Origin of the sequence: Campylobacter helveticus, assembly GCF_002080395.1 — a bacterium.
Taxonomy (GTDB): domain Bacteria; phylum Campylobacterota; class Campylobacteria; order Campylobacterales; family Campylobacteraceae; genus Campylobacter_D; species Campylobacter_D helveticus.
In genome coordinates this window covers 735,610-752,422 of the sequence record NZ_CP020478.1, presented here as the reverse complement: position 1 = coordinate 752,422, position 16,813 = coordinate 735,610, and the positions used below count along the sequence as shown (strand labels likewise).

The following is a 16,813-nucleotide window of genomic DNA, read 5'->3' as shown; positions in this document are numbered from 1 at the left end:
ATCAAAACAAGGAGTTTGTATGCTACACGAATTTAGAGACTTAATGTCAGAACTCAAAGGAAAGGATGCCCATTTTGATAAGCTTTTTGAGCGTCATAATGAGCTTGATGACAAAATCAAAGATGCGGAAGAAGGTAGGACTTTTTTAAGCGATGCAGAAATCTCTGCACTAAAAAAAGAAAAACTCCATGTTAAAGATGAGTTAGCTCAATATCTTGCAAATTACAAAAAATAAGGGGAAAAAAATTATGTTTAGTTCAAAAGCCAATACAGCCGATTTACAATCTTTAAAAGATGAAAATCAAAAATTACTTAACCAAATTTCAAATTTGCAGGTTGAAAATTTGGAACTTAAAAATAAAATTTCTAGTTTGGAAAAAGCCGATTCGGAATCCACTTTAAAAACAGACCTTTTGGAAATTTTACTCAAGGGTGTTTTGGATAATATCACCATAGTTCAAAATGATATGCTTGAAAATGTTAATAAAGCCGAGATTATTTCTACTTATTCTCAAACTTCACTTGGTGCTATGGACGAGCTTAATAGCATTACGCATTCTATTAATGCTTCGCTGAGTGATATTATAGAGTCTGCAAATAAGTCAAGAGATACGGCTGGGACGCTCCATAGAAGCGTTGATGAAATTTCTAATGTCATTAATCTCATCAAAGATGTTTCAGACCAGACAAATCTTTTGGCTCTAAATGCCGCCATAGAAGCAGCTAGAGCAGGGGAACACGGACGCGGCTTTGCCGTTGTGGCTGATGAAGTAAGAAAGCTTGCTGAAAAAACTCAAAAAGCTACGGCTGAAGTAGAGATGAATATTAACCTACTTAAACAAAATGCTAATGAGATGTATTCTCAAAGTGAGCAAGTGGAAAAAATTTCTATGGATTCAAATACGCACATTATGAATTTCTCTGATAAATTTGGTAATCTTGTTAATGAAGCACAATCAACCAACGCTAACGCCGTAGGTATAGCGTCTGAAGCTTTTGTGTCTCTTGCTAAACTTGACCATATAGCCTTTAAGCTTAACGGCTATAAAGAAATTTTTGCCAAGTCAAATAAAGCTCTTGCCGACCACTTTAGCTGTCGTCTTGGAAAATGGGTCGCTAGCACAGGGAAAGAAAGATTTGGACATAACAAAAGCTTCCTAAGCCTTAACGAGCCACATCAAGCTGTGCATGAAAATATGAACTCGGCTATCCATATCGCTAGCACAGAGGAAACGACAAGCAAGGCAACACAGCATAAAATCGCTGAAAAATGTAAAACTGCTGAACTTGCCTCGTTAAAATTGTTTGATGTTTTCAAGTCTATGATAGCAGAATCGCATCAAAACACTTACCAGCAACCGCAAGAATAATATCTTACCCACCTTTTCAAGGTGGGGGTATGCTTTCTAAATTACACTTTTTGAATTTTCAAAACACTCGAAAGTTTTATTTAAGATAAAATGATGTTTGATAATTTAAACCATAATTCATTAAAAATTTTTGTTTATCATAACTTAGAAATTTTGTTAAGGAAAATTGATGTTAGGGATTGATTTAGGCTCGAATACTTTAAGAGCTGTAAAGATGAGTGAAAATTTAGAAAAATTAGAAGAGTATGAATTTGTCATAGGTGCAGCAAGAAATTTAACACAAAGTGGAATGATAGGAAAAGAGGCGATAGAAAGACTTAAAAATGCTTTAAAAGAACTTGGCAAAAAGCACGATTTAAGTCAAGCAAAAGCCGTAGCCACTGCTGCTTTTAGGAAAGCAAGTAATACAAATTTAATTTTCAATGAACTAGAGGAAGAATTTGACATAAGATTTATTTTGATTTCGCCACAAACTGAGGCAAAGCTTAGTGTTTTAGGTATGAAAAGCGGACTTTTGGCTTTAAATTTGCATAAGGAATTTGGATTTTGCGATTTGGGTGGTGCAAGTTGTGAGCTTTCTTTTAGGAAGAATTTTCTAAGTTTTGACTTTGGTATTATTAGTTTTTATGAAAAATTTAAATATCAAAAAAAAGGTAAATGTTTAAAAACCCTGCCACATTTTAAAACAAAAGATAAAAAACTGCAAATCCAAACCCTAATAAAAGATGAAAAATTAAGGTCTCTTGCCTTTAAAGCATTTGAGGAAGTTAAAGATATAAAAAGGGCTTTAAAAGCGCAAAGGATAAAACGCGTCGTTTTAAATTCCGGCGTTCCAACTACTTTGGGAGCTTTTAAGCTTGGTTTGGCTTATAAAAATTATGATGCCAAAAAAGTTAATGGAATGCGAATTTTTACTTGGGATTTTTTAAAATTTGCTCTTAGACTTTGGTATATGAGAGAGGATGAAGCTGAGTTTTGGGTGGGTAAAATGCGTAAAAATTACTTAATTGGTGGTGCACTTTTGCTTTTTGCCCTTTTTGATAAAGAGGAACTTATTATTATTGATGAAGGTTTGAGGGAGGGCGTTTGTGTGGCACTATACGGAGCTTAATTTCGCAATAATTAAAAAAATATTAACCCCCCTCCCCCAAACACCCCCTTTTTTGCCTCCGTTTTTGCATCGGCAATTGCCCAAGCGATATATTCGTAACTTTGTGGTTTCATACCTAGAGCGTATTTTTCATTGATAGCATTAAAATTCGCCATCGCCTCGTTAAAATACCTTTTCCTTCTTTTTTTACTTCTACCTGTTAAGCCCATTTTTATCCTTTTTTAATTTTTATCTACTTTCACCCCGCGTGGAAAAGCCCCTCGCCGCCCCTCCGTCCTCGCCCTATGATAACACGCTTAAAAATGTAGCAGTTTCCCAGCTACAAGCAAATAAAGAATACATTATTGGCGATGGGGTCGATGATGATTTTAGGAACTTAACCGAGTTTTTAAAGTTTTTTAGTAGAAAAGTGGGCGCTTATAATTCTAATGAAGTGAGGGTTAGGATTAAAAAAGACTTAACTTTTGAGGGCGGATTTTTTAATTTTCCTTTTTTGTGCGTTTTTACGGGAGACGGGGCTGAGGATACTTATAGGCACAAAATAACATTTTCTAAAGGTTGTGTTGTTAATCAAGTTATTTTTAAAAATCTAGCCTTAGAAATCACTGGTGAAAACTTAATGATAAGCTATAAAATGCTTTCGATTGATAGTTGTAAGATTATCAATAACAAAAATGCCGATTATCAATACACCTTTTATTCTAATATTGGTTACATATCCTTTTATAATTGCGTTTTTGAGGGGAGCAATAATAAGCTTATGAATATAGCAAGCTCGGGTTATGGCAATATGCTTAACAATAAAAGCGGAAATGTTGAAATAAGCATTAATCAAGGGGGAACTATGCTTTTACAAGAAAAAGCAAATACAGCCTTAACTATAAGTGTTAATATTGCAAAAAATACCCTTACAAATCAGGGAATATGCTATGAAATCACAAATTAAGGGGACAAAATGAATTATGTTAGTGCTAAAAATGGGGTCGTTTATTACACTTTAAACGAGGAAATCATTAGGTTTCATATTAAAGAGCTTAATAGCCTTATAGTGATAAGCAATAAGGTTTTAAATCAAAATGAAATTGAGGACAATACTTTCACAAGTGATGAATACAAAGAGGGTTATAGGGCGGTTTATAACATTTTAAAGGGTAAAAATGAAGTTTTATTAAATGATTATTTTAGGCTATTTTCTACAAGTGGCAAGGTTTCAAATGATGAAGTTTTATTATTTGCAAAAGCGGATAAAAAAGCGGATATTGACAAAAAACGAGATGAGGCAATAGAAAGTGGAGTGGAGTATAAAGGCAAGGTGTTTCAAAGTGCGGAAAAGGATAGAAACCTTTTAACATCTACGACTTCACTTTTTAGCATAACTAAGCAAGTTCCACAAAGCTTTAAATGGATAAGTAAGGATAATGAGGCGGTGGATTTTACTTTACAAGATTTAATCGCTTTAGGCGCAAAAATGGCGGAAAGTGTTAATTTAAACACGATGAAAGCAAGAGCCTTAAAAGATAAAGTCGAAAAAGCAAGAAACTTAAACGAGCTTGAAAGCATACAATGGACTTAAAATGAATGATGTTTATGCATTTGGGCTTATCGTGTTTTCTTACAGCTTTACTTTTGCAGTGGTTTATCTTTTTTTAGAGTATTTTTTTAAGGGGCGAAAGTGAGGGCGATGATGAAAAATAAAATCGTTAAAGCAAGAGGAATAATCAGCGAAATTTACGAATTAAACGCCGAAAATATGGAAATTGTAGAAAGCTTAATGCGTGAGGGTGAATTAATGGATATGTTTGACGGTGAGCTTGGTGAAATGCTAGAGACTTTAAGGGAAAATAGCGAGAAAATCCATAGTTTGCTTTAACTTTGGGGCGGACTTAAAATTAAATTAAAAAGGATAAAAAATGAAAATAGAAATTATTAATCGGTATCAAGGTAAGACTTGCGTTATAGGTAAGTTTAAATGTTTTGATGAGGGTGGGGACTTAATTTTTGAATGCTTTTGTTTGCAAGAGGATACAGCGGGGCTTGAAAGTGGAAAAGATTTAAGGATACCCGAGGGCGTTTATAAGCTAAAAAGACACCCGGGAAGTAGATTTGAGGCGACTTTAAGAAAAATAACTGGGTATGAAAGCGATGAAATGCTAAATGTTTATAATGATTTAGTGCCTTATGAAAGACACATATTAATTCACTGGGGCAATACGGACAAAGATACGCAAGGGTGTATACTACTTGGCAGAACTAAGGCAAGTGATGAAAGCATAGGTGGAAGTCGTGATGCGTGTAAAGAGTTTTATCACTTAATGCGAGGCGTAAATTTAGAAATGGTCGAATTAGTTGTAAAAGATGAACTAGAATAAGGAGCTAATAGATGAATAATGTAGCGTTAGAAGCAATAGAAAAAGGGCAAATTTTAGGAAGCCTTAGTGGGAGCGCTATTTTAGGCTTAGTTGTTTTGGCGCTTGGTTATGTAGCTTGGCACTTGTTTAAAACGCAACAAGGACAAAATTTGGCTAAACTTGACGAGCAGACTAAAAACATTAAAGAAACTAAAAGCCTTATAAATGAAAGTAATTTAATTACAAAAGAGCAGACTAAGGCTTTAAAGGACAATAATAGCTCAATGATGAAGTTTATAGAGGTGCATTGTGCGAATGCAAATCGGAAGCTGGATAAAATAGACAATGATTTAACCGCACTTAATAAGCAATTTGAAAACTTAACGCACACAAGAAGCGAAAGGGTTAATCAAATGATTAAGGAAAGGGAAAAATGAATGCGTTTAAAAGGGTTATCGTAAAGCCTTATGAAAAAGATAGGTTTGAGCTGGTCGAGGACTTTAAAATCGAGGATTTAAGGCTTAAGAACACGACCTTAAACTTTACCATACAAAAGGGATTTAAAACTGACGGCGCAAGTATTCCACGCCTTTTTTGGTGCTTTTTTCCCCCTTTTAAGAGTGAGTATTTTAGTGCGGCTTTAACGCACGACTTTTTATGTAAAAATTCTTTTAATTTTCAAAATTATAAAATCGCCGATGAAGCTTTAAGGGTGATGATGAAAGAATTAAAGTGTAACGCCTTTAAAACTTGGCTTTTTTATGCTTCTTGCCTTAGTTTTCACGCTTTAAAATGCACTTTTTTATGGTGTAAAGAGAGAATTAGCGATGTTTTGGCTTAATGCGGGACTTAATTTTTTAAAAGGGAATACGGCTTTTTATATTGCTTTGGCTTTAGCGGGGGCAATAATCTTAGGACTTTGGTTAAGACTTGACGCACAAAATGCAAAACTTGATAAGGCAGAAAGTGATTTAAACATAAGCTTAGAGGCGAACAATAAGCTTTATCTAAGCATTGAAACGATGAAGCTAGAGCATAGGAAACAAATGGAAGCGGTGAAAGGTGCAAATGAGGCTAAAGAGCTGGTTAAAGAAAGGGTGGAATATGTTAATCGCTATATTTATAAAGAGTATGAAAAGGGTGAGAATAATCTTACTAAGCTTTTTAATACTATGGTTTATAGGTTGTGGAACGAGCAAAACGCAAGTAGTGAAAGAGGTGGAGCTCGTCAAGGTGCAAATACCTAAGGAACTCTTGGAAATCAAGCCTTTACCGAAGCCTTATGTAAATAGTGAAATTGAAATATTGAATGCTTATTCTATGTTGTTTTATCATTATCAAAGGTGCGTTATAAATATGAATAAAATTAAGGAATTAAGCGAAGCCGAGTAGTCTTACAGACTCGGCGGTAAAATTGTTTAAGAATGAGCTAAGTAAGACTACTCTATAATTTCAAAAATGGTTTAAAGAGCTTTAATAACTCTTTAATGAGCCTTAATGTTTCAATTAAAGCTGAATAAACTTAATCCATCTCTGCATTTTAGCCACCTTTCTCCACCGAGAACTAGCAGCTTAAACAAGGGATTATAACAATAACTAAAATTACACTTTAAATAACTTTCATAATTTAAAATCTTTTATTATTATTTACTTATTAGGTAATTTTGCTATCATTACTTCACTAAAAAAAAGGGGTGAAAAATGGATAAAGAAAATTTTAAAAAGCTTTTTGTGGAAGCTGGGTTTAAAAACAAGCAAGAACTCGCTAAGGCTTTGAATTTGTCGTATTCTTGCGTAACGCAATGGGGCTGCGGTGATGTGAAATTTCCGCCTTATCTTAAGGTCGTGCTAGAATGGGCGATAAAGGCGAAAAAATACGATGAGGCTTTAAAAAAGGGCTTTGAGAGCTTAAAAGAAGTGGCGGAGGATAATGCTGGGGATGAAAAAAGTGAGCTTGAAAGACTAAGGCTTGAAAATGCTAAAATGCGTGAGGAGCTTGAGAATTATGAGGACTTGAAAAGGGCGTTAAAGAGGGCTTTGGAGGAGTGAAATAAAAATTAAGCGAGGATTAAACTCGCCCCTTGTATAATAGGGGCTGAGTTTATTTGTAAAGTTTAATTTGAAGCTTGATTTTAAAGAGCTTCATTTTAAACGATAAAACAAACCCTTTAAACTTCTTTGACTTCATAAAAGCCCTTTCATTTAAAAAAGTTTGCGTTAGCTTAAAGCACCTCTTGCTGACACCTTATTAATTTACAAAATAAGTAAATTAATAGTATAATTATACTTATTTAAAATAAAATTACACTTTAAATAACTTTCATAATTTAAAATCTTTTATTATTATTTACTTATTAGGTAATTTTGCTATCATTACTTCACTAAAAAAAAGGGGTGAAAAATGGATAAAGAAAATTTTAAAAAGCTTTTTGTGGAAGCTGGGTTTAAAAACAAGCAAGAACTCGCTAAGGCTTTGAATTTGTCCGTAAGGCTGTGGTGATACTTTATGCTTTGCAGTTCGCTTTCTCATCTGCGTTTTGCCTACACACAAAACTGAACTTTGTATTTAATCAAGCTTCAGCGGCACACGCGATTAACGCCATTTGCGAATTTACCCTTCGTGATTTTACCCTCCGCGCGACACACGAAAGAGAAATCATTTTACAAATTCGCCCCGCTTCGTTTGCTCACCCCTCCGCCACACGAAAGGCAGTTTAAAAACTTTGAAAATAAGAAGTGAAACCCTTGCAAGACTTGCAAAAGGGCAAGTTTGCTAAGAAATTTAAAAGTGGTGTAAAATGAAAAAATGAATTTGGATAAAAATAGCTGGGGCAAATTCTTATAATTTATCGGCGGATTTTAACACCCCCCCCCCCCCCTTTTTTTGAAAAGCCAAGCGATAACACCCTAATAAGTGCTTGAAATGCTTTTAAAATGGGAGTTTAAAAAATATGTTAAAAAATTTTATAAAGGATAATTTAAGATAAATTTATCTAAAATATCGGCGTTTTATTTTTGAGTTGGTTAAAAAGGTTGTTGTTTAAGCGGTGTTTTGGCGCTTGTAAAGACATATCCCTTTCAAAAAAAGAGAGCATAATATTCGCGGTAAGTTTTAAACAACAAGTCCGCAATGAGCTACTTTCCCCCTGCCAGTAAGGCGTAGTATCATCACCCACGATGTGCTTAGCTTCTTGGTTCGGGATGGAGCAAGGCGTTTCCACATCTGTATAATCACGGACATTGTTATTTAAATGTTTATAAGCCTCAAGTTTCATTTAGCTTTGACTTCATTTTTTCTGTCTTTGCCTAGCTTAGATTACAATAAAGCTTCTACAATTTTAATCCTTATTCTTTACCCAAGCAAAAACTCAATTTAGAATTTCAAACAAGAATCATTTCAAAGCGATAAACACTTAAAAAACAATGTTAAGAGCAAGTTTTAATAAAACTCTTTACCCTTTAAGGCTTTAAACCTTAACAAGGAAGTGATGCTTTATAAAAGTAAGCCAAACGCTCTATTAGTACTGGTCAGCTAAAAGACTTTCATCTATTACACACCCAGCCTATCAAACTAGTCGTCTTCTAGAGAGCTTAGAGAAGATTCATCTTAGAGTTGGCTTCACGCTTAGATGCTTTCAGCGTTTATCCTTTCCAAACTTAGCTACGCTGCGATGCTCTTGGCAGAACAACAGCTACACCAGTGGTTTGTTCAACCCGGTCCTCTCGTACTAGGGTCAAATCTCTTCAATCTTCTTACGCCCACGGCAGATAGGGACCGAACTGTCTCACGACGTTCTGAACCCAGCTCGCGTACCGCTTTAAATGGCGAACAGCCATACCCTTGGGACCTGCTCCAGCCCCAGGATGCGATGAGCCGACATCGAGGTGCCAAACCTCCCCGTCGATGTGAGCTCTTGGGGGAGATCAGCCTGTTATCCCCGGGGTACCTTTTATCCTTTGAGCGATGGCCCTTCCACACAGAACCACCGGATCACTAAGACCGACTTTCGTCCCTGCTTGACTTGTATGTCTTGCAGTTAAGCTGGCTTATACCTTTATACTCTACAAACGATTTCCAACCGTTTTGAGCCAACCTTTGTAAGCCTCCGTTATTATTTGGGAGGCGACCGCCCCAGTCAAACTACCCACCAGACATTGTCCCACTTGAGGATAACTCAAGCTGGTTAGCTACCCAAATAAGAAAGAGTGGTATCTCAACAATGGCTCATATACAACTGGCGTCATATACTCAAAGCCTCCCACCTATCCTGCACATTCTTATCCAAGTAGCAGTGTCAAGCTGTAGTAAAGGTCCACGGGGTCTTTCCGTCTTGCCGCGGGTAGGAGGAATTTTCACCTCCACTACAATTTCACTGGATCCCTCTTTGAGACAGCTCCCATCTCGTTACGCCATTCATGCAGGTCGGTATTTAACCGACAAGGAATTTCGCTACCTTAGGACCGTTATAGTTACGGCCGCCGTTTACTCGGGCTTCGATCAAGAGCTTCGCTAATGCTAACCCCATCAATTAACCTTCGAGCACCGGGCAGGCGTCACACCCTATACATCCTCTTGCGAGTTAGCAGAGTGCTGTGTTTTTGGTAAACAGTCGGGAGGGACTCTTTGTTGTAACCTTCTTTGCTTTCGAAGTAAATTCTAATACAAAGGGAGGCACACCTTATACCGAAGATACGGTGCTATTTTGCAGAGTTCCTTAAAGAGAGTTCTTCCACGCGCCTTAGAATACTCATCCCACCCACCTGTGTCGGTTTACGGTACGGGCAACATTAGCTAAACTTAGAAACTTTTCTTGGCTCGACGGCATCAGGGGTTCTTCTCGCTATCCGAAGACTTTGAAAAGCCTTTGAGTTCTCGGTGTATTCTCACACGGATTTGCCTGTGTAAGCACCTACAACCTTAGACTAGCACTTCCATCCGCTAGCCCCCCTAGCCCTAAGCGTCCTTCCATCGCACACTAATGTTGGTATAGGAATATTAACCTATTTTCCATCGCTTACCCCTTTCGGACTCAGCTTAGGACCCGACTAACCCTACGATGACGAGCATCGCGTAGGAAACCTTGGGTTTACGGCGTTAATGATTCTCACATTAATTATCGCTACTCATGCCTGCATGCTCACTTCTATCCGCTCCAGCACTCCTTGCCGGTATACCTTCGACGCAAATAGAACGCTCTCCTACCGCTTGCGCTTAAGCAAATTCTTTAGTGGAATTTTTTCTTTTTGACTTCTTCATTTCTTGACTTTTTTGAAAGAAGCTTTGAATTTAAGTTTGTTTTTGAAATTTTTTTTGAAATTTCAAATTTAAATTATTTTTCTTTCAAATTTAAGTTTCAAAGTTAAGTTTTTTTGCAATTCAAATTTAAAAGTTAAAACTTAAAATTTAAAACAAAAATTTGCATTTAACTTCCTAGCTTCTTAGCTTTCTTAAATTCGTTAGGGTTTTTGCCCTCATCTTAAAGAATTTGATTAAGCACAAGCCTACCGCTTCGGTACTTACTTTAGCCCCGTTATATTTTCCGCGCAAAATCACTAGACCAGTGAGCTATTACGCTTTCTTTAAAGGATGGCTGCTTCTAAGCCAACCTCCTGGTTGTTTAAGTAACTTCACATCGTTTTCCACTTAAGTAAGATTTGGGGACCTTAGCGGGTAGTCTGGGTTGTTTCCCTCTTGACGACGGATTTTATCACTCGCCGCCTGACTGCTGTGATTACACATAAGGTATTCGGAGTTTGATAGGGTTTGGTACATTGGTGTATGCCCTAGCCCATTCAGTGCTCTACCCCCTTATATTACGACACAACGCTATACCTAAATATATTTCGGAGAGAACCAGCTATCACGAAGTTTGATTGGCCTTTCACCCCTATCCACAAGTCATCCCATAGCTTTTCAACGCTAGCGGGTTCGGTCCTCCACTAGTTCTTACACTAGCTTCAACCTGCTCATGGATAGATCACTTCGTTTCGGGTCTGCAGCATCTGACTAAGCGCCCTATTAAGACTTGCTTTCGCTACGGCTTCGCGTGTGCTTAACCTCGCCAGACACCACAACTCGCAGGCTCATTATGCAAAAGGCAGTCCATCACACTGTATTGCTACATAGTGCTCTGAATGATTGTAAGCAAATGGTTTCAGGTTCTATTTCACTCGGCTCACCGCCGTTCTTTTCACCTTTCCCTCACGGTACTTGTTCGCTATCGATCTGGTAGTAGTATTTAGGGTTGGATAGTGGTCTACCCAGCTTCAGACAGAATTTCTCGTGTTCCGCCCTACTCAGGATACTGCTAGCTAAGGTTAGGTTTTCGCATACGGGACTATCACCCTCTATGGCTACACTTTCCAGAGTGTTCTGCTAACCTTTCCTATTGCACATTGCAGTCCTACAACCCCCAGTGCAAGCACTGGGTTTGCCCTCTTGCGCTTTCGCTCGCCGCTACTGACGCAATCTCTTTTGATTTCTTTTCCTGAGGGTACTAAGATGTTTCAATTCCCCTCGTTCGCTCCATTATGGTAATGTATATCTCTATACATTGGGTTGCCCCATTCGGAAATCTAGGCATCAAAGCTTCTTGACAGCTCCACCTAGCTTATCGCAGTCTAGTACGTCCTTCATCGCCTTTACCAGTCAAGGCATCCACCATTCGCTCTTAGTAGCTTACCTTTTAACCTTCTTTAGCGTCAAGGCAAAGCCTTGACTAAGAAGCAAGCTAAAGGCCTACCCCGCCAAACCTAATAAAATATTAAGCTTAACTAGAAGTTACCTTAACTTATTTCCTTAAACTAAAAAAGTTTTATAACATAATAAACTTATTGTGTTATGTTTGATTCTAAAACGCATCACTTCCTTGCTAAAGTTTAATGATAAAACTCTTTATCTTAAGACGGAAAGCATTCAAACACTTAATCAAAGAAACTAAGCTGTGAGTTTGAAACTTGTCTTTAGCTTTTATTTTAAACTAATCCTTAAATCATTTAAGAGATGAGTTTATAAACTTAGGAAAATTAAAAAAGTATAATTTTTAATTTCTTTTATTAGTAACACTAAAGAAAAGATAAATTTGTTTTACCCTTTAACAAGTTCAGTAAAATTGTTTTTATTAAAACTTGCTTGTGACTCTTAACAATGATAAGTTAAAGAACGCCTTTCTAAGAGTGTTGTAATGCTATTTAGAAAGTGAAAGTTGAAATTATACATAAAGAAACTTAAGGGAAGATGAAATTAGGGAGGGAATTGGGAATTATATTTTAATGGATATCAATGCCCCTATCATTAAATTCCCTATATGCCACACAGGCTTCTTTATGTTTTTTATCGCAAGCCATACCAAAATAACGCTTAGCCTTTTTCATATCTTTTTTTTCAAGCTGGTTGTATCTCCCTAAAATATAGCAACTTTCACCCAAACCCAAAGTGCAAGATTTAGAATAAAAATGTAAAGCGGTATTTAAATTCTGTCTAACCCACTCGCCTTTCTCATAAAATAGTCCAAGCTTATAACAAGCATTAGCATCTTTTAATTCGCAAGATTTTTTGTAAAAATAAAGGCTTAATTCACTATCTCTTTCTTCCTCATAAAACAAGGCGATATTATTACAGCTCTTTGCATTACCCAACTTACAAGCCCTATTGTAAGCCAAAATTGCCTCATCTTTATATCCATTTTCCTCTAAACTTAAAGCCAAATTTGAACAAGCTACCGCATATCCAAATTTACACGACTTATCATAGAATTTATACGCTTTTTTCATATCTCTTGGAACGCCCTGGGCTTTTTCATTCATATAACCTAAAGAAAAACAAGCCCTTGGACTATCTTTTTCGCACAAACTTTCAAAAAGCTCGTAAGCTTTGGCGAATTTATTGCCCTCATAAAGCTTTAAAGCCTTTTCAATATCTTGTGCCAAAAGTCCATTAAATATTAAAAATATCAATAAAATTAATTTTTTCATAAAGCCTTAATCCTCTCTTCTAGTGCTAAAATATAATTTAAACGCTTATTATTTTCTTCTTTTTTAGCTCTAATCAAAACTTTTTTTTGTGAAATTAGAGTTAAATTTTGCTCTAAAAGCGTATTAACGATTCTTAAAATTGCAGGTTTTGCGATAAGTAAATTTTCAAATTCATAAACATTAAGCTCATTTAAAACTCTCTCATAAATTTCACTTTTTTTAGGATAGTATAGAGAAAATTGAGAGCTATCAAGCTCGTAAAATGTGCGACTCTCATTGATTTTACGACTAAAAAAACTCAAACTTAATTTACAAGCATTTTCATAATTTGCAAAAGCTTTAAGATTTAATTTCTCAAAAAAAAGCTCTAAATCTAGATTATTTTTAAGCAAAGCATTTTCAAAATCGCGTAAAAAATATTCTTCACTCGCACTAGCAAAAGCTCTAATGTCGGCGAAATTTTCTTCACTTTGCAAAAAATCATCCTTTTGAAGATTTGAAATTCTCGCTTTAAAAAGCAAAATTTCTTTTTTTAAAATCTCAAAACTCTCCCCTAAATGCCTCTTTAAATCTTCAAAAGAAAGTTCAAATTCTTTTTTAATCCGCCTAAATTCCTTGCTCATTACATCAGAATGATAAAACATAGCTAAAAATGCGTCATCGCTTGAAATATATGGAGCTTTATAATCATATTTATAATATAAATTTTTCTTTAAAAAACCTTGCGCTTCCTTATAAAAAGAATTTTCTCTTTCCTTAACGAAGCCAAAAATTTCCACACTTAAGCGCTGAGCTATACTTTTGAGCTGCTCTAAAATTTGATGATTTAGAAGCTTAATCTTATCTTTCAAATTAGCAAAATAGTCTCTCAAATACGCTTCATAATTTTCAAATTTCAACTCAAGCTCATCAAAAATAGTATTAAAAAGAATATTTTCCTCTTTCGTAATTTGACAAAATTCTAGCATTTTTCTTTTGCTAAATTCGCGCTTCAAATCCTTTGCATTGATATTTTCTAGATATTTTAATAAAGCGTTAAAATTTGAGTTTTCATACTTTTCTTTTTCCTTAGCCTCTTTACAAGAGATGGCTATAATTTGACTAAAATATTTACCAAAAATTCCCTTTGCATACTTAAGAACTCTATCAAGCTCCACCTCGCTTAACTTATCTTTTTGATTTAAAACGCAAAGACTATTTTGACCCAAAAGCTTTAAATTTGCTTTTATGGCGTCTTCTTCACTTTTTTTACCCGCATTATCAATCAAACTAAGCCAAATGGCACAATGGATATTTTCAAGCTCTTTAAAAGTCGTCAGCGTATCACTCTCGTTTGCATTAAGCCCCGGAGTATCAACAAGAGTTAAATTTTTTAAAAGCTCAATGGGAGCATAAATGTGAATTCCTCTAGCTTCCTTTACATTTTTTCTTTGGTCAGTATAAAATTCAAGCTCACTAAGGCTTGTAATCACATCGCTACCATCTTCAAATTCCACTCGCAAAAAATAATCTTCACCATAGTGCAAAAAAGTCGGCTTAAAAGTAACAGGCACAACACCAGTAGGCAAACATTCACGCTTTAAAATCAAATTTAAAAGACTTGATTTGCCACTAGAAAACTGCCCAATAATAGCAACTTGTATATTTTTATCCAACGAAAAAATAAGCTCTTTTAAACGCTCTTTTAAGCCCAAGCTAAGATGCATAAAAGGTTCATCAAACTCTTTACAAAGTACCTTTACCCTACCCTCAAAACTCTCATCAAATTCTTTTTTATAAGCATTTTCATAAGCATTGATAAAATTTTCCAAAAGTTCAATTTGCATTTAAAAGTTCCTTTTGAAGCTCTTTAAGTTGGGTAATTTTCTTCAAATTTTCTTCATAATTTTGGGTAAAATCAAATTGTTCTTTTTCTAAATTTTTAAGCAAATGAGTAAGATTTTTTAATTTTTCCTTGACGCTTTTTTCAAAATGCACCAATTTTTCATTTAAAAAATTAAAAAAACTCATATTTATCTCTAAATTTTCCAAAACCTTATCAAGCTCAAAACCCTCAAAGCCTTTAACAACAGCCTCATCTAATCTTTTTTCCATCGTAAAAATATCATTTTTCTCTTGTATAATTTGACTAAGTTCTAGTTTTAAGAGTGCAAATTTATCCGCAGTAAAAATATCCTCTATCGCCTTTGAAATCTTATCTTTAAAATCTTCAAAGCCACTATCAAATTCCTCTTGTAAAAAGCTATATTTTAAACTTAAATTTGTTTTAAGTTCATCGATTTTTTTCAAATTCTCAAATTTTACTTCCCTCAAAATATCATTAATGCCGTCTCTTGCCGTAATATCAACCATACTTAAAATTCGATTTAAATCTGGCTTTTGAGCCTTAACTTTAAGATATTTTAGCTCATCGACCAAACGCTCTTTAAGCTTCTTAGCTAAAAGTAAAACAAGCGAAGCAATATCATTTTGCGAATTTTCTAATTTAAAAATAGAATTTTTAATGTCCTCTTTAGCATTTAAAAGCTCTTCTTCTTGTTTTTTAAATTCAAGCAAAAATTTTGCATTTTCATCTTGTGTGGCGTAAGAATTTTCTTTAAAGAGTGTATTTTGAGCTTCATAATCGCTTAAAATTTGCATAAGCTCCAAACCAAGCTCTTTTCTATAAGCATTTAAAGCCGTTTTACTCTTCTCTCCGCTATAAAGAGCATCAAACAAATACGCCTCAAATTCTTTCATCCCGCTTTGCTTAAATTCTTCCTCGCTTACCAAGTGCTTATAAAAATCATTTGCTTTTTTTGCACTCACACAAAGAAAGTCGATTTTTTCCACCAACATTTCTTTGCCCTCAAGCCCTGCCTTTAATGAAGCTTTCGTGTAATTTATAACCTCTTTTAAATCTTCTTGATTTAATAAATCCGCCTTAGTTAAAACAACCAAAAATTTACCTAAACGCGAATTTAAAAGGCATTCAACTAAAAATTCCATATCTTTTTGTGTAAGACTTTGCGAAGCGTTCATTAGGTGGATTAAAAAATCGCTTTGTTTTATATATTCTCTTGTTAATAATTCTCTTTGAACGACAACATCATCAAGTCCCGGAGTATCCACTATGGAAATATTATTTTGCAAAAATTCTAAATTTGCCTCAAGCTCAATCTTTTTAATAAAAGCTGAAATTTGATTTTTCGCGCTACTAAATTCCTTAAGCTCTTCTTGCGAAATTTCCTTTATCAAACCATCTTTTTGTATATACTCATCGATATGATATTTTTTCGAAAGCCCATTGACAAAACTTTCAAGCTCAACACTAAATTTAGAATTTAAAAGTATATTTTGCCATTCCTTTTCACTCCAAAAATATACTTTTGCCTTTTTAGACTCCCCATATCGCAAAACGCTTAAATTTGCCGTCTCTGGTATATTTGAAACGCCCAAAAACTCTTCTTTGAGTAAAGCATTTAAAAGGCTTGATTTACCCGCGTTCATCACACCCGTAATGGCGACATTAAAATCTAAATTTTGAAATTTTTCCAAAGCTTTTTGTAAATTTTGCCTATTAGTCTCATTTAAAGCAAGCGTTTGAAGCTTGAGATTTATAGAATCCAACTTGCCAAAAGTAGTATTAAAAAATGTTTTTTTATCGAGCTCTTCTAAATTTACACTTTCCACAAATTCTATGATTAAATCATTATTTGTAATGCTTTCTAAAATCTTTAAGGCTTTCAGTAAGTCTCTTTTATTTAAAAATCCTCTTCGCAAAAGATTTAAAGTGCAAATTTGAGCATATTGAATGCTAAAAATATCAACTCTTAAAGCAATTTTCTTCATAATATTTGCAAATTCTTTTAAGAGAAAATATCTATCATAATTTGTCTCATCAACACTCAAAATAATAGCAAACTCACTAATATCAAGGTTTGATGAATTACTAAAATTGGAATTAAAATCTAAAAACTGCAGACGATTTTGCCAAAGTCTTTGAAAGAGTATTTGCATCAAAATCCCCC

16 protein-coding genes and 2 rRNA genes are annotated in these 16,813 nt (G+C 35.0%); 12 read left to right on the top strand and 6 right to left on the bottom strand.

The annotated features are described in order from the left end of the window. The first annotated feature begins 19 nt into the window (after positions 1–19). The 3 genes from CHELV3228_RS03920 (at position 20) to CHELV3228_RS03910 (ending at position 2,481) form a co-directional block, all read left to right on the top strand. Positions 20–235, top strand: coding sequence for an HP1242/YdcH family protein (locus CHELV3228_RS03920; protein WP_082199618.1), 216 nt, complete (start codon positions 20–22; stop codon positions 233–235). A gap of 13 nt (positions 236–248) precedes the next feature. Further along, entirely contained in the window at positions 249–1,370 is a 1,122-nt protein-coding gene (locus CHELV3228_RS03915; protein WP_082200744.1) for a methyl-accepting chemotaxis protein, read from the top strand. 169 nt (positions 1,371–1,539) lie between these two features. Beyond that, a complete protein-coding gene (locus tag CHELV3228_RS03910; protein WP_082199617.1) occupies positions 1,540–2,481 on the top strand; it encodes a Ppx/GppA phosphatase family protein in 942 nt (313 codons plus the stop codon). A gap of 11 nt (positions 2,482–2,492) precedes the next feature. Here CHELV3228_RS03910 and CHELV3228_RS03905 read toward each other — a convergent pair whose 3' ends face one another. After that, positions 2,493–2,690 (bottom strand): hypothetical protein, encoded by a 198-nt coding sequence (locus tag CHELV3228_RS03905; RefSeq protein ID WP_082199616.1) that lies wholly within the window; start codon positions 2,688–2,690, stop codon positions 2,493–2,495. 38 nt (positions 2,691–2,728) lie between these two features. On the opposite strand from CHELV3228_RS03905, the gene CHELV3228_RS03900 reads away from it, so the two are divergent. The 9 genes from CHELV3228_RS03900 to CHELV3228_RS10070 all read left to right on the top strand — a co-directional run bounded on the left by CHELV3228_RS03900 (position 2,729) and on the right by CHELV3228_RS10070 (position 7,547). Next, positions 2,729–3,427, top strand: coding sequence for a hypothetical protein (locus CHELV3228_RS03900; protein ID WP_082199615.1), 699 nt, complete (start codon positions 2,729–2,731; stop codon positions 3,425–3,427). A gap of 9 nt (positions 3,428–3,436) precedes the next feature. After that, positions 3,437–4,054 (top strand): DUF4376 domain-containing protein, encoded by a 618-nt coding sequence (locus tag CHELV3228_RS03895; RefSeq protein ID WP_082199614.1) that lies wholly within the window; start codon positions 3,437–3,439, stop codon positions 4,052–4,054. 108 nt (positions 4,055–4,162) lie between these two features. Next, positions 4,163–4,351: a hypothetical protein gene (locus CHELV3228_RS03890; protein WP_156890190.1), complete on the top strand. Its 189-nt coding sequence runs from the start codon at positions 4,163–4,165 to the stop codon at positions 4,349–4,351. Between the two features lie 40 nt (positions 4,352–4,391). Then, positions 4,392–4,850, top strand: coding sequence for a DUF5675 family protein (locus tag CHELV3228_RS03885; protein ID WP_082199612.1), 459 nt, complete (start codon positions 4,392–4,394; stop codon positions 4,848–4,850). 11 nt (positions 4,851–4,861) lie between these two features. Next, the gene (locus CHELV3228_RS03880) at positions 4,862–5,266 is read left to right on the top strand and encodes a hypothetical protein (RefSeq protein ID WP_082199611.1); all 405 of its coding nucleotides are present in this window, start codon (positions 4,862–4,864) and stop codon (positions 5,264–5,266) included. After that, the gene (locus CHELV3228_RS03875; protein ID WP_082199610.1) at positions 5,263–5,670 is read left to right on the top strand and encodes a DUF1353 domain-containing protein; all 408 of its coding nucleotides are present in this window, start codon (positions 5,263–5,265) and stop codon (positions 5,668–5,670) included. The genes CHELV3228_RS03880 and CHELV3228_RS03875 overlap by 4 nt, the downstream gene beginning before the upstream one ends. Beyond that, complete coding sequence (locus tag CHELV3228_RS03870) at positions 5,657–6,076, top strand: hypothetical protein (RefSeq protein WP_082199609.1); 420 nt, start codon at positions 5,657–5,659, stop codon at positions 6,074–6,076. The genes CHELV3228_RS03875 and CHELV3228_RS03870 overlap by 14 nt, the downstream gene beginning before the upstream one ends. 454 nt (positions 6,077–6,530) lie before the next feature. Beyond that, on the top strand, positions 6,531–6,878 hold the full coding sequence (locus tag CHELV3228_RS03860) for a hypothetical protein (RefSeq protein WP_082199608.1): 348 nt from the start codon (positions 6,531–6,533) through the stop codon (positions 6,876–6,878). Positions 6,879–7,325: 447 nt separating this feature from the next. Further along, positions 7,326–7,547 carry a hypothetical protein gene (locus tag CHELV3228_RS10070; RefSeq protein ID WP_139026912.1) on the top strand — a complete coding sequence of 74 codons (222 nt, stop codon included), beginning with the start codon at positions 7,326–7,328 and terminating at the stop codon, positions 7,545–7,547. 404 nt (positions 7,548–7,951) lie between these two features. On the opposite strand, the gene rrf is transcribed toward CHELV3228_RS10070, so the two are convergent. The 5 genes from rrf to CHELV3228_RS03835 all read right to left on the bottom strand — a co-directional run bounded on the left by rrf (position 7,952) and on the right by CHELV3228_RS03835 (position 16,802). Further along, positions 7,952–8,068, bottom strand: a 5S ribosomal RNA gene (rrf, locus tag CHELV3228_RS03855). A 258-nt stretch (positions 8,069–8,326) separates the two neighbouring features. Beyond that, positions 8,327–11,514 (bottom strand): 23S ribosomal RNA (locus CHELV3228_RS03850). A gap of 584 nt (positions 11,515–12,098) precedes the next feature. Continuing rightward, the gene (locus CHELV3228_RS03845) at positions 12,099–12,803 is read right to left on the bottom strand and encodes a tetratricopeptide repeat protein (RefSeq protein WP_082199607.1); all 705 of its coding nucleotides are present in this window, start codon (positions 12,801–12,803) and stop codon (positions 12,099–12,101) included. Continuing rightward, positions 12,800–14,629 carry a dynamin family protein gene (locus CHELV3228_RS03840; protein WP_082199606.1) on the bottom strand — a complete coding sequence of 610 codons (1,830 nt, stop codon included), beginning with the start codon at positions 14,627–14,629 and terminating at the stop codon, positions 12,800–12,802. Before CHELV3228_RS03840 ends, CHELV3228_RS03845 begins: the two co-directional genes overlap by 4 nt. Then, entirely contained in the window at positions 14,619–16,802 is a 2,184-nt protein-coding gene (locus CHELV3228_RS03835) for a dynamin family protein (RefSeq protein ID WP_082199605.1), read from the bottom strand. The genes CHELV3228_RS03840 and CHELV3228_RS03835 overlap by 11 nt, the downstream gene beginning before the upstream one ends. Positions 16,803–16,813 lie beyond the last annotated feature (11 nt).

Bases quoted from the DNA above. Each gene is read 5' to 3' on its own strand.
- CHELV3228_RS03870 (WP_082199609.1), top strand. From the start codon at position 5,657: ATGTTTTGGCTTAATGCGGGACTTAATTTTTTAAAAGGGAATACGGCT.
- CHELV3228_RS03840 (WP_082199606.1), bottom strand. From the start codon at position 14,629: ATGCAAATTGAACTTTTGGAAAATTTTATCAATGCTTATGAAAATGCT.
- CHELV3228_RS03905 (WP_082199616.1), bottom strand. From the start codon at position 2,690: ATGGGCTTAACAGGTAGAAGTAAAAAAAGAAGGAAAAGGTATTTTAAC.
- CHELV3228_RS03895 (WP_082199614.1), top strand. From the start codon at position 3,437: ATGAATTATGTTAGTGCTAAAAATGGGGTCGTTTATTACACTTTAAAC.
- CHELV3228_RS03920 (WP_082199618.1), top strand. From the start codon at position 20: ATGCTACACGAATTTAGAGACTTAATGTCAGAACTCAAAGGAAAGGAT.
- CHELV3228_RS03915 (WP_082200744.1), top strand. From the start codon at position 249: ATGTTTAGTTCAAAAGCCAATACAGCCGATTTACAATCTTTAAAAGAT.
- CHELV3228_RS03910 (WP_082199617.1), top strand. From the start codon at position 1,540: ATGTTAGGGATTGATTTAGGCTCGAATACTTTAAGAGCTGTAAAGATG.
- CHELV3228_RS03860 (WP_082199608.1), top strand. From the start codon at position 6,531: ATGGATAAAGAAAATTTTAAAAAGCTTTTTGTGGAAGCTGGGTTTAAA.
- CHELV3228_RS03845 (WP_082199607.1), bottom strand. From the start codon at position 12,803: ATGAAAAAATTAATTTTATTGATATTTTTAATATTTAATGGACTTTTG.
- CHELV3228_RS03875 (WP_082199610.1), top strand. From the start codon at position 5,263: ATGAATGCGTTTAAAAGGGTTATCGTAAAGCCTTATGAAAAAGATAGG.
- CHELV3228_RS03880 (WP_082199611.1), top strand. From the start codon at position 4,862: ATGAATAATGTAGCGTTAGAAGCAATAGAAAAAGGGCAAATTTTAGGA.
- CHELV3228_RS03835 (WP_082199605.1), bottom strand. From the start codon at position 16,802: ATGCAAATACTCTTTCAAAGACTTTGGCAAAATCGTCTGCAGTTTTTA.
- CHELV3228_RS03885 (WP_082199612.1), top strand. From the start codon at position 4,392: ATGAAAATAGAAATTATTAATCGGTATCAAGGTAAGACTTGCGTTATA.
- CHELV3228_RS03890 (WP_156890190.1), top strand. From the start codon at position 4,163: ATGATGAAAAATAAAATCGTTAAAGCAAGAGGAATAATCAGCGAAATT.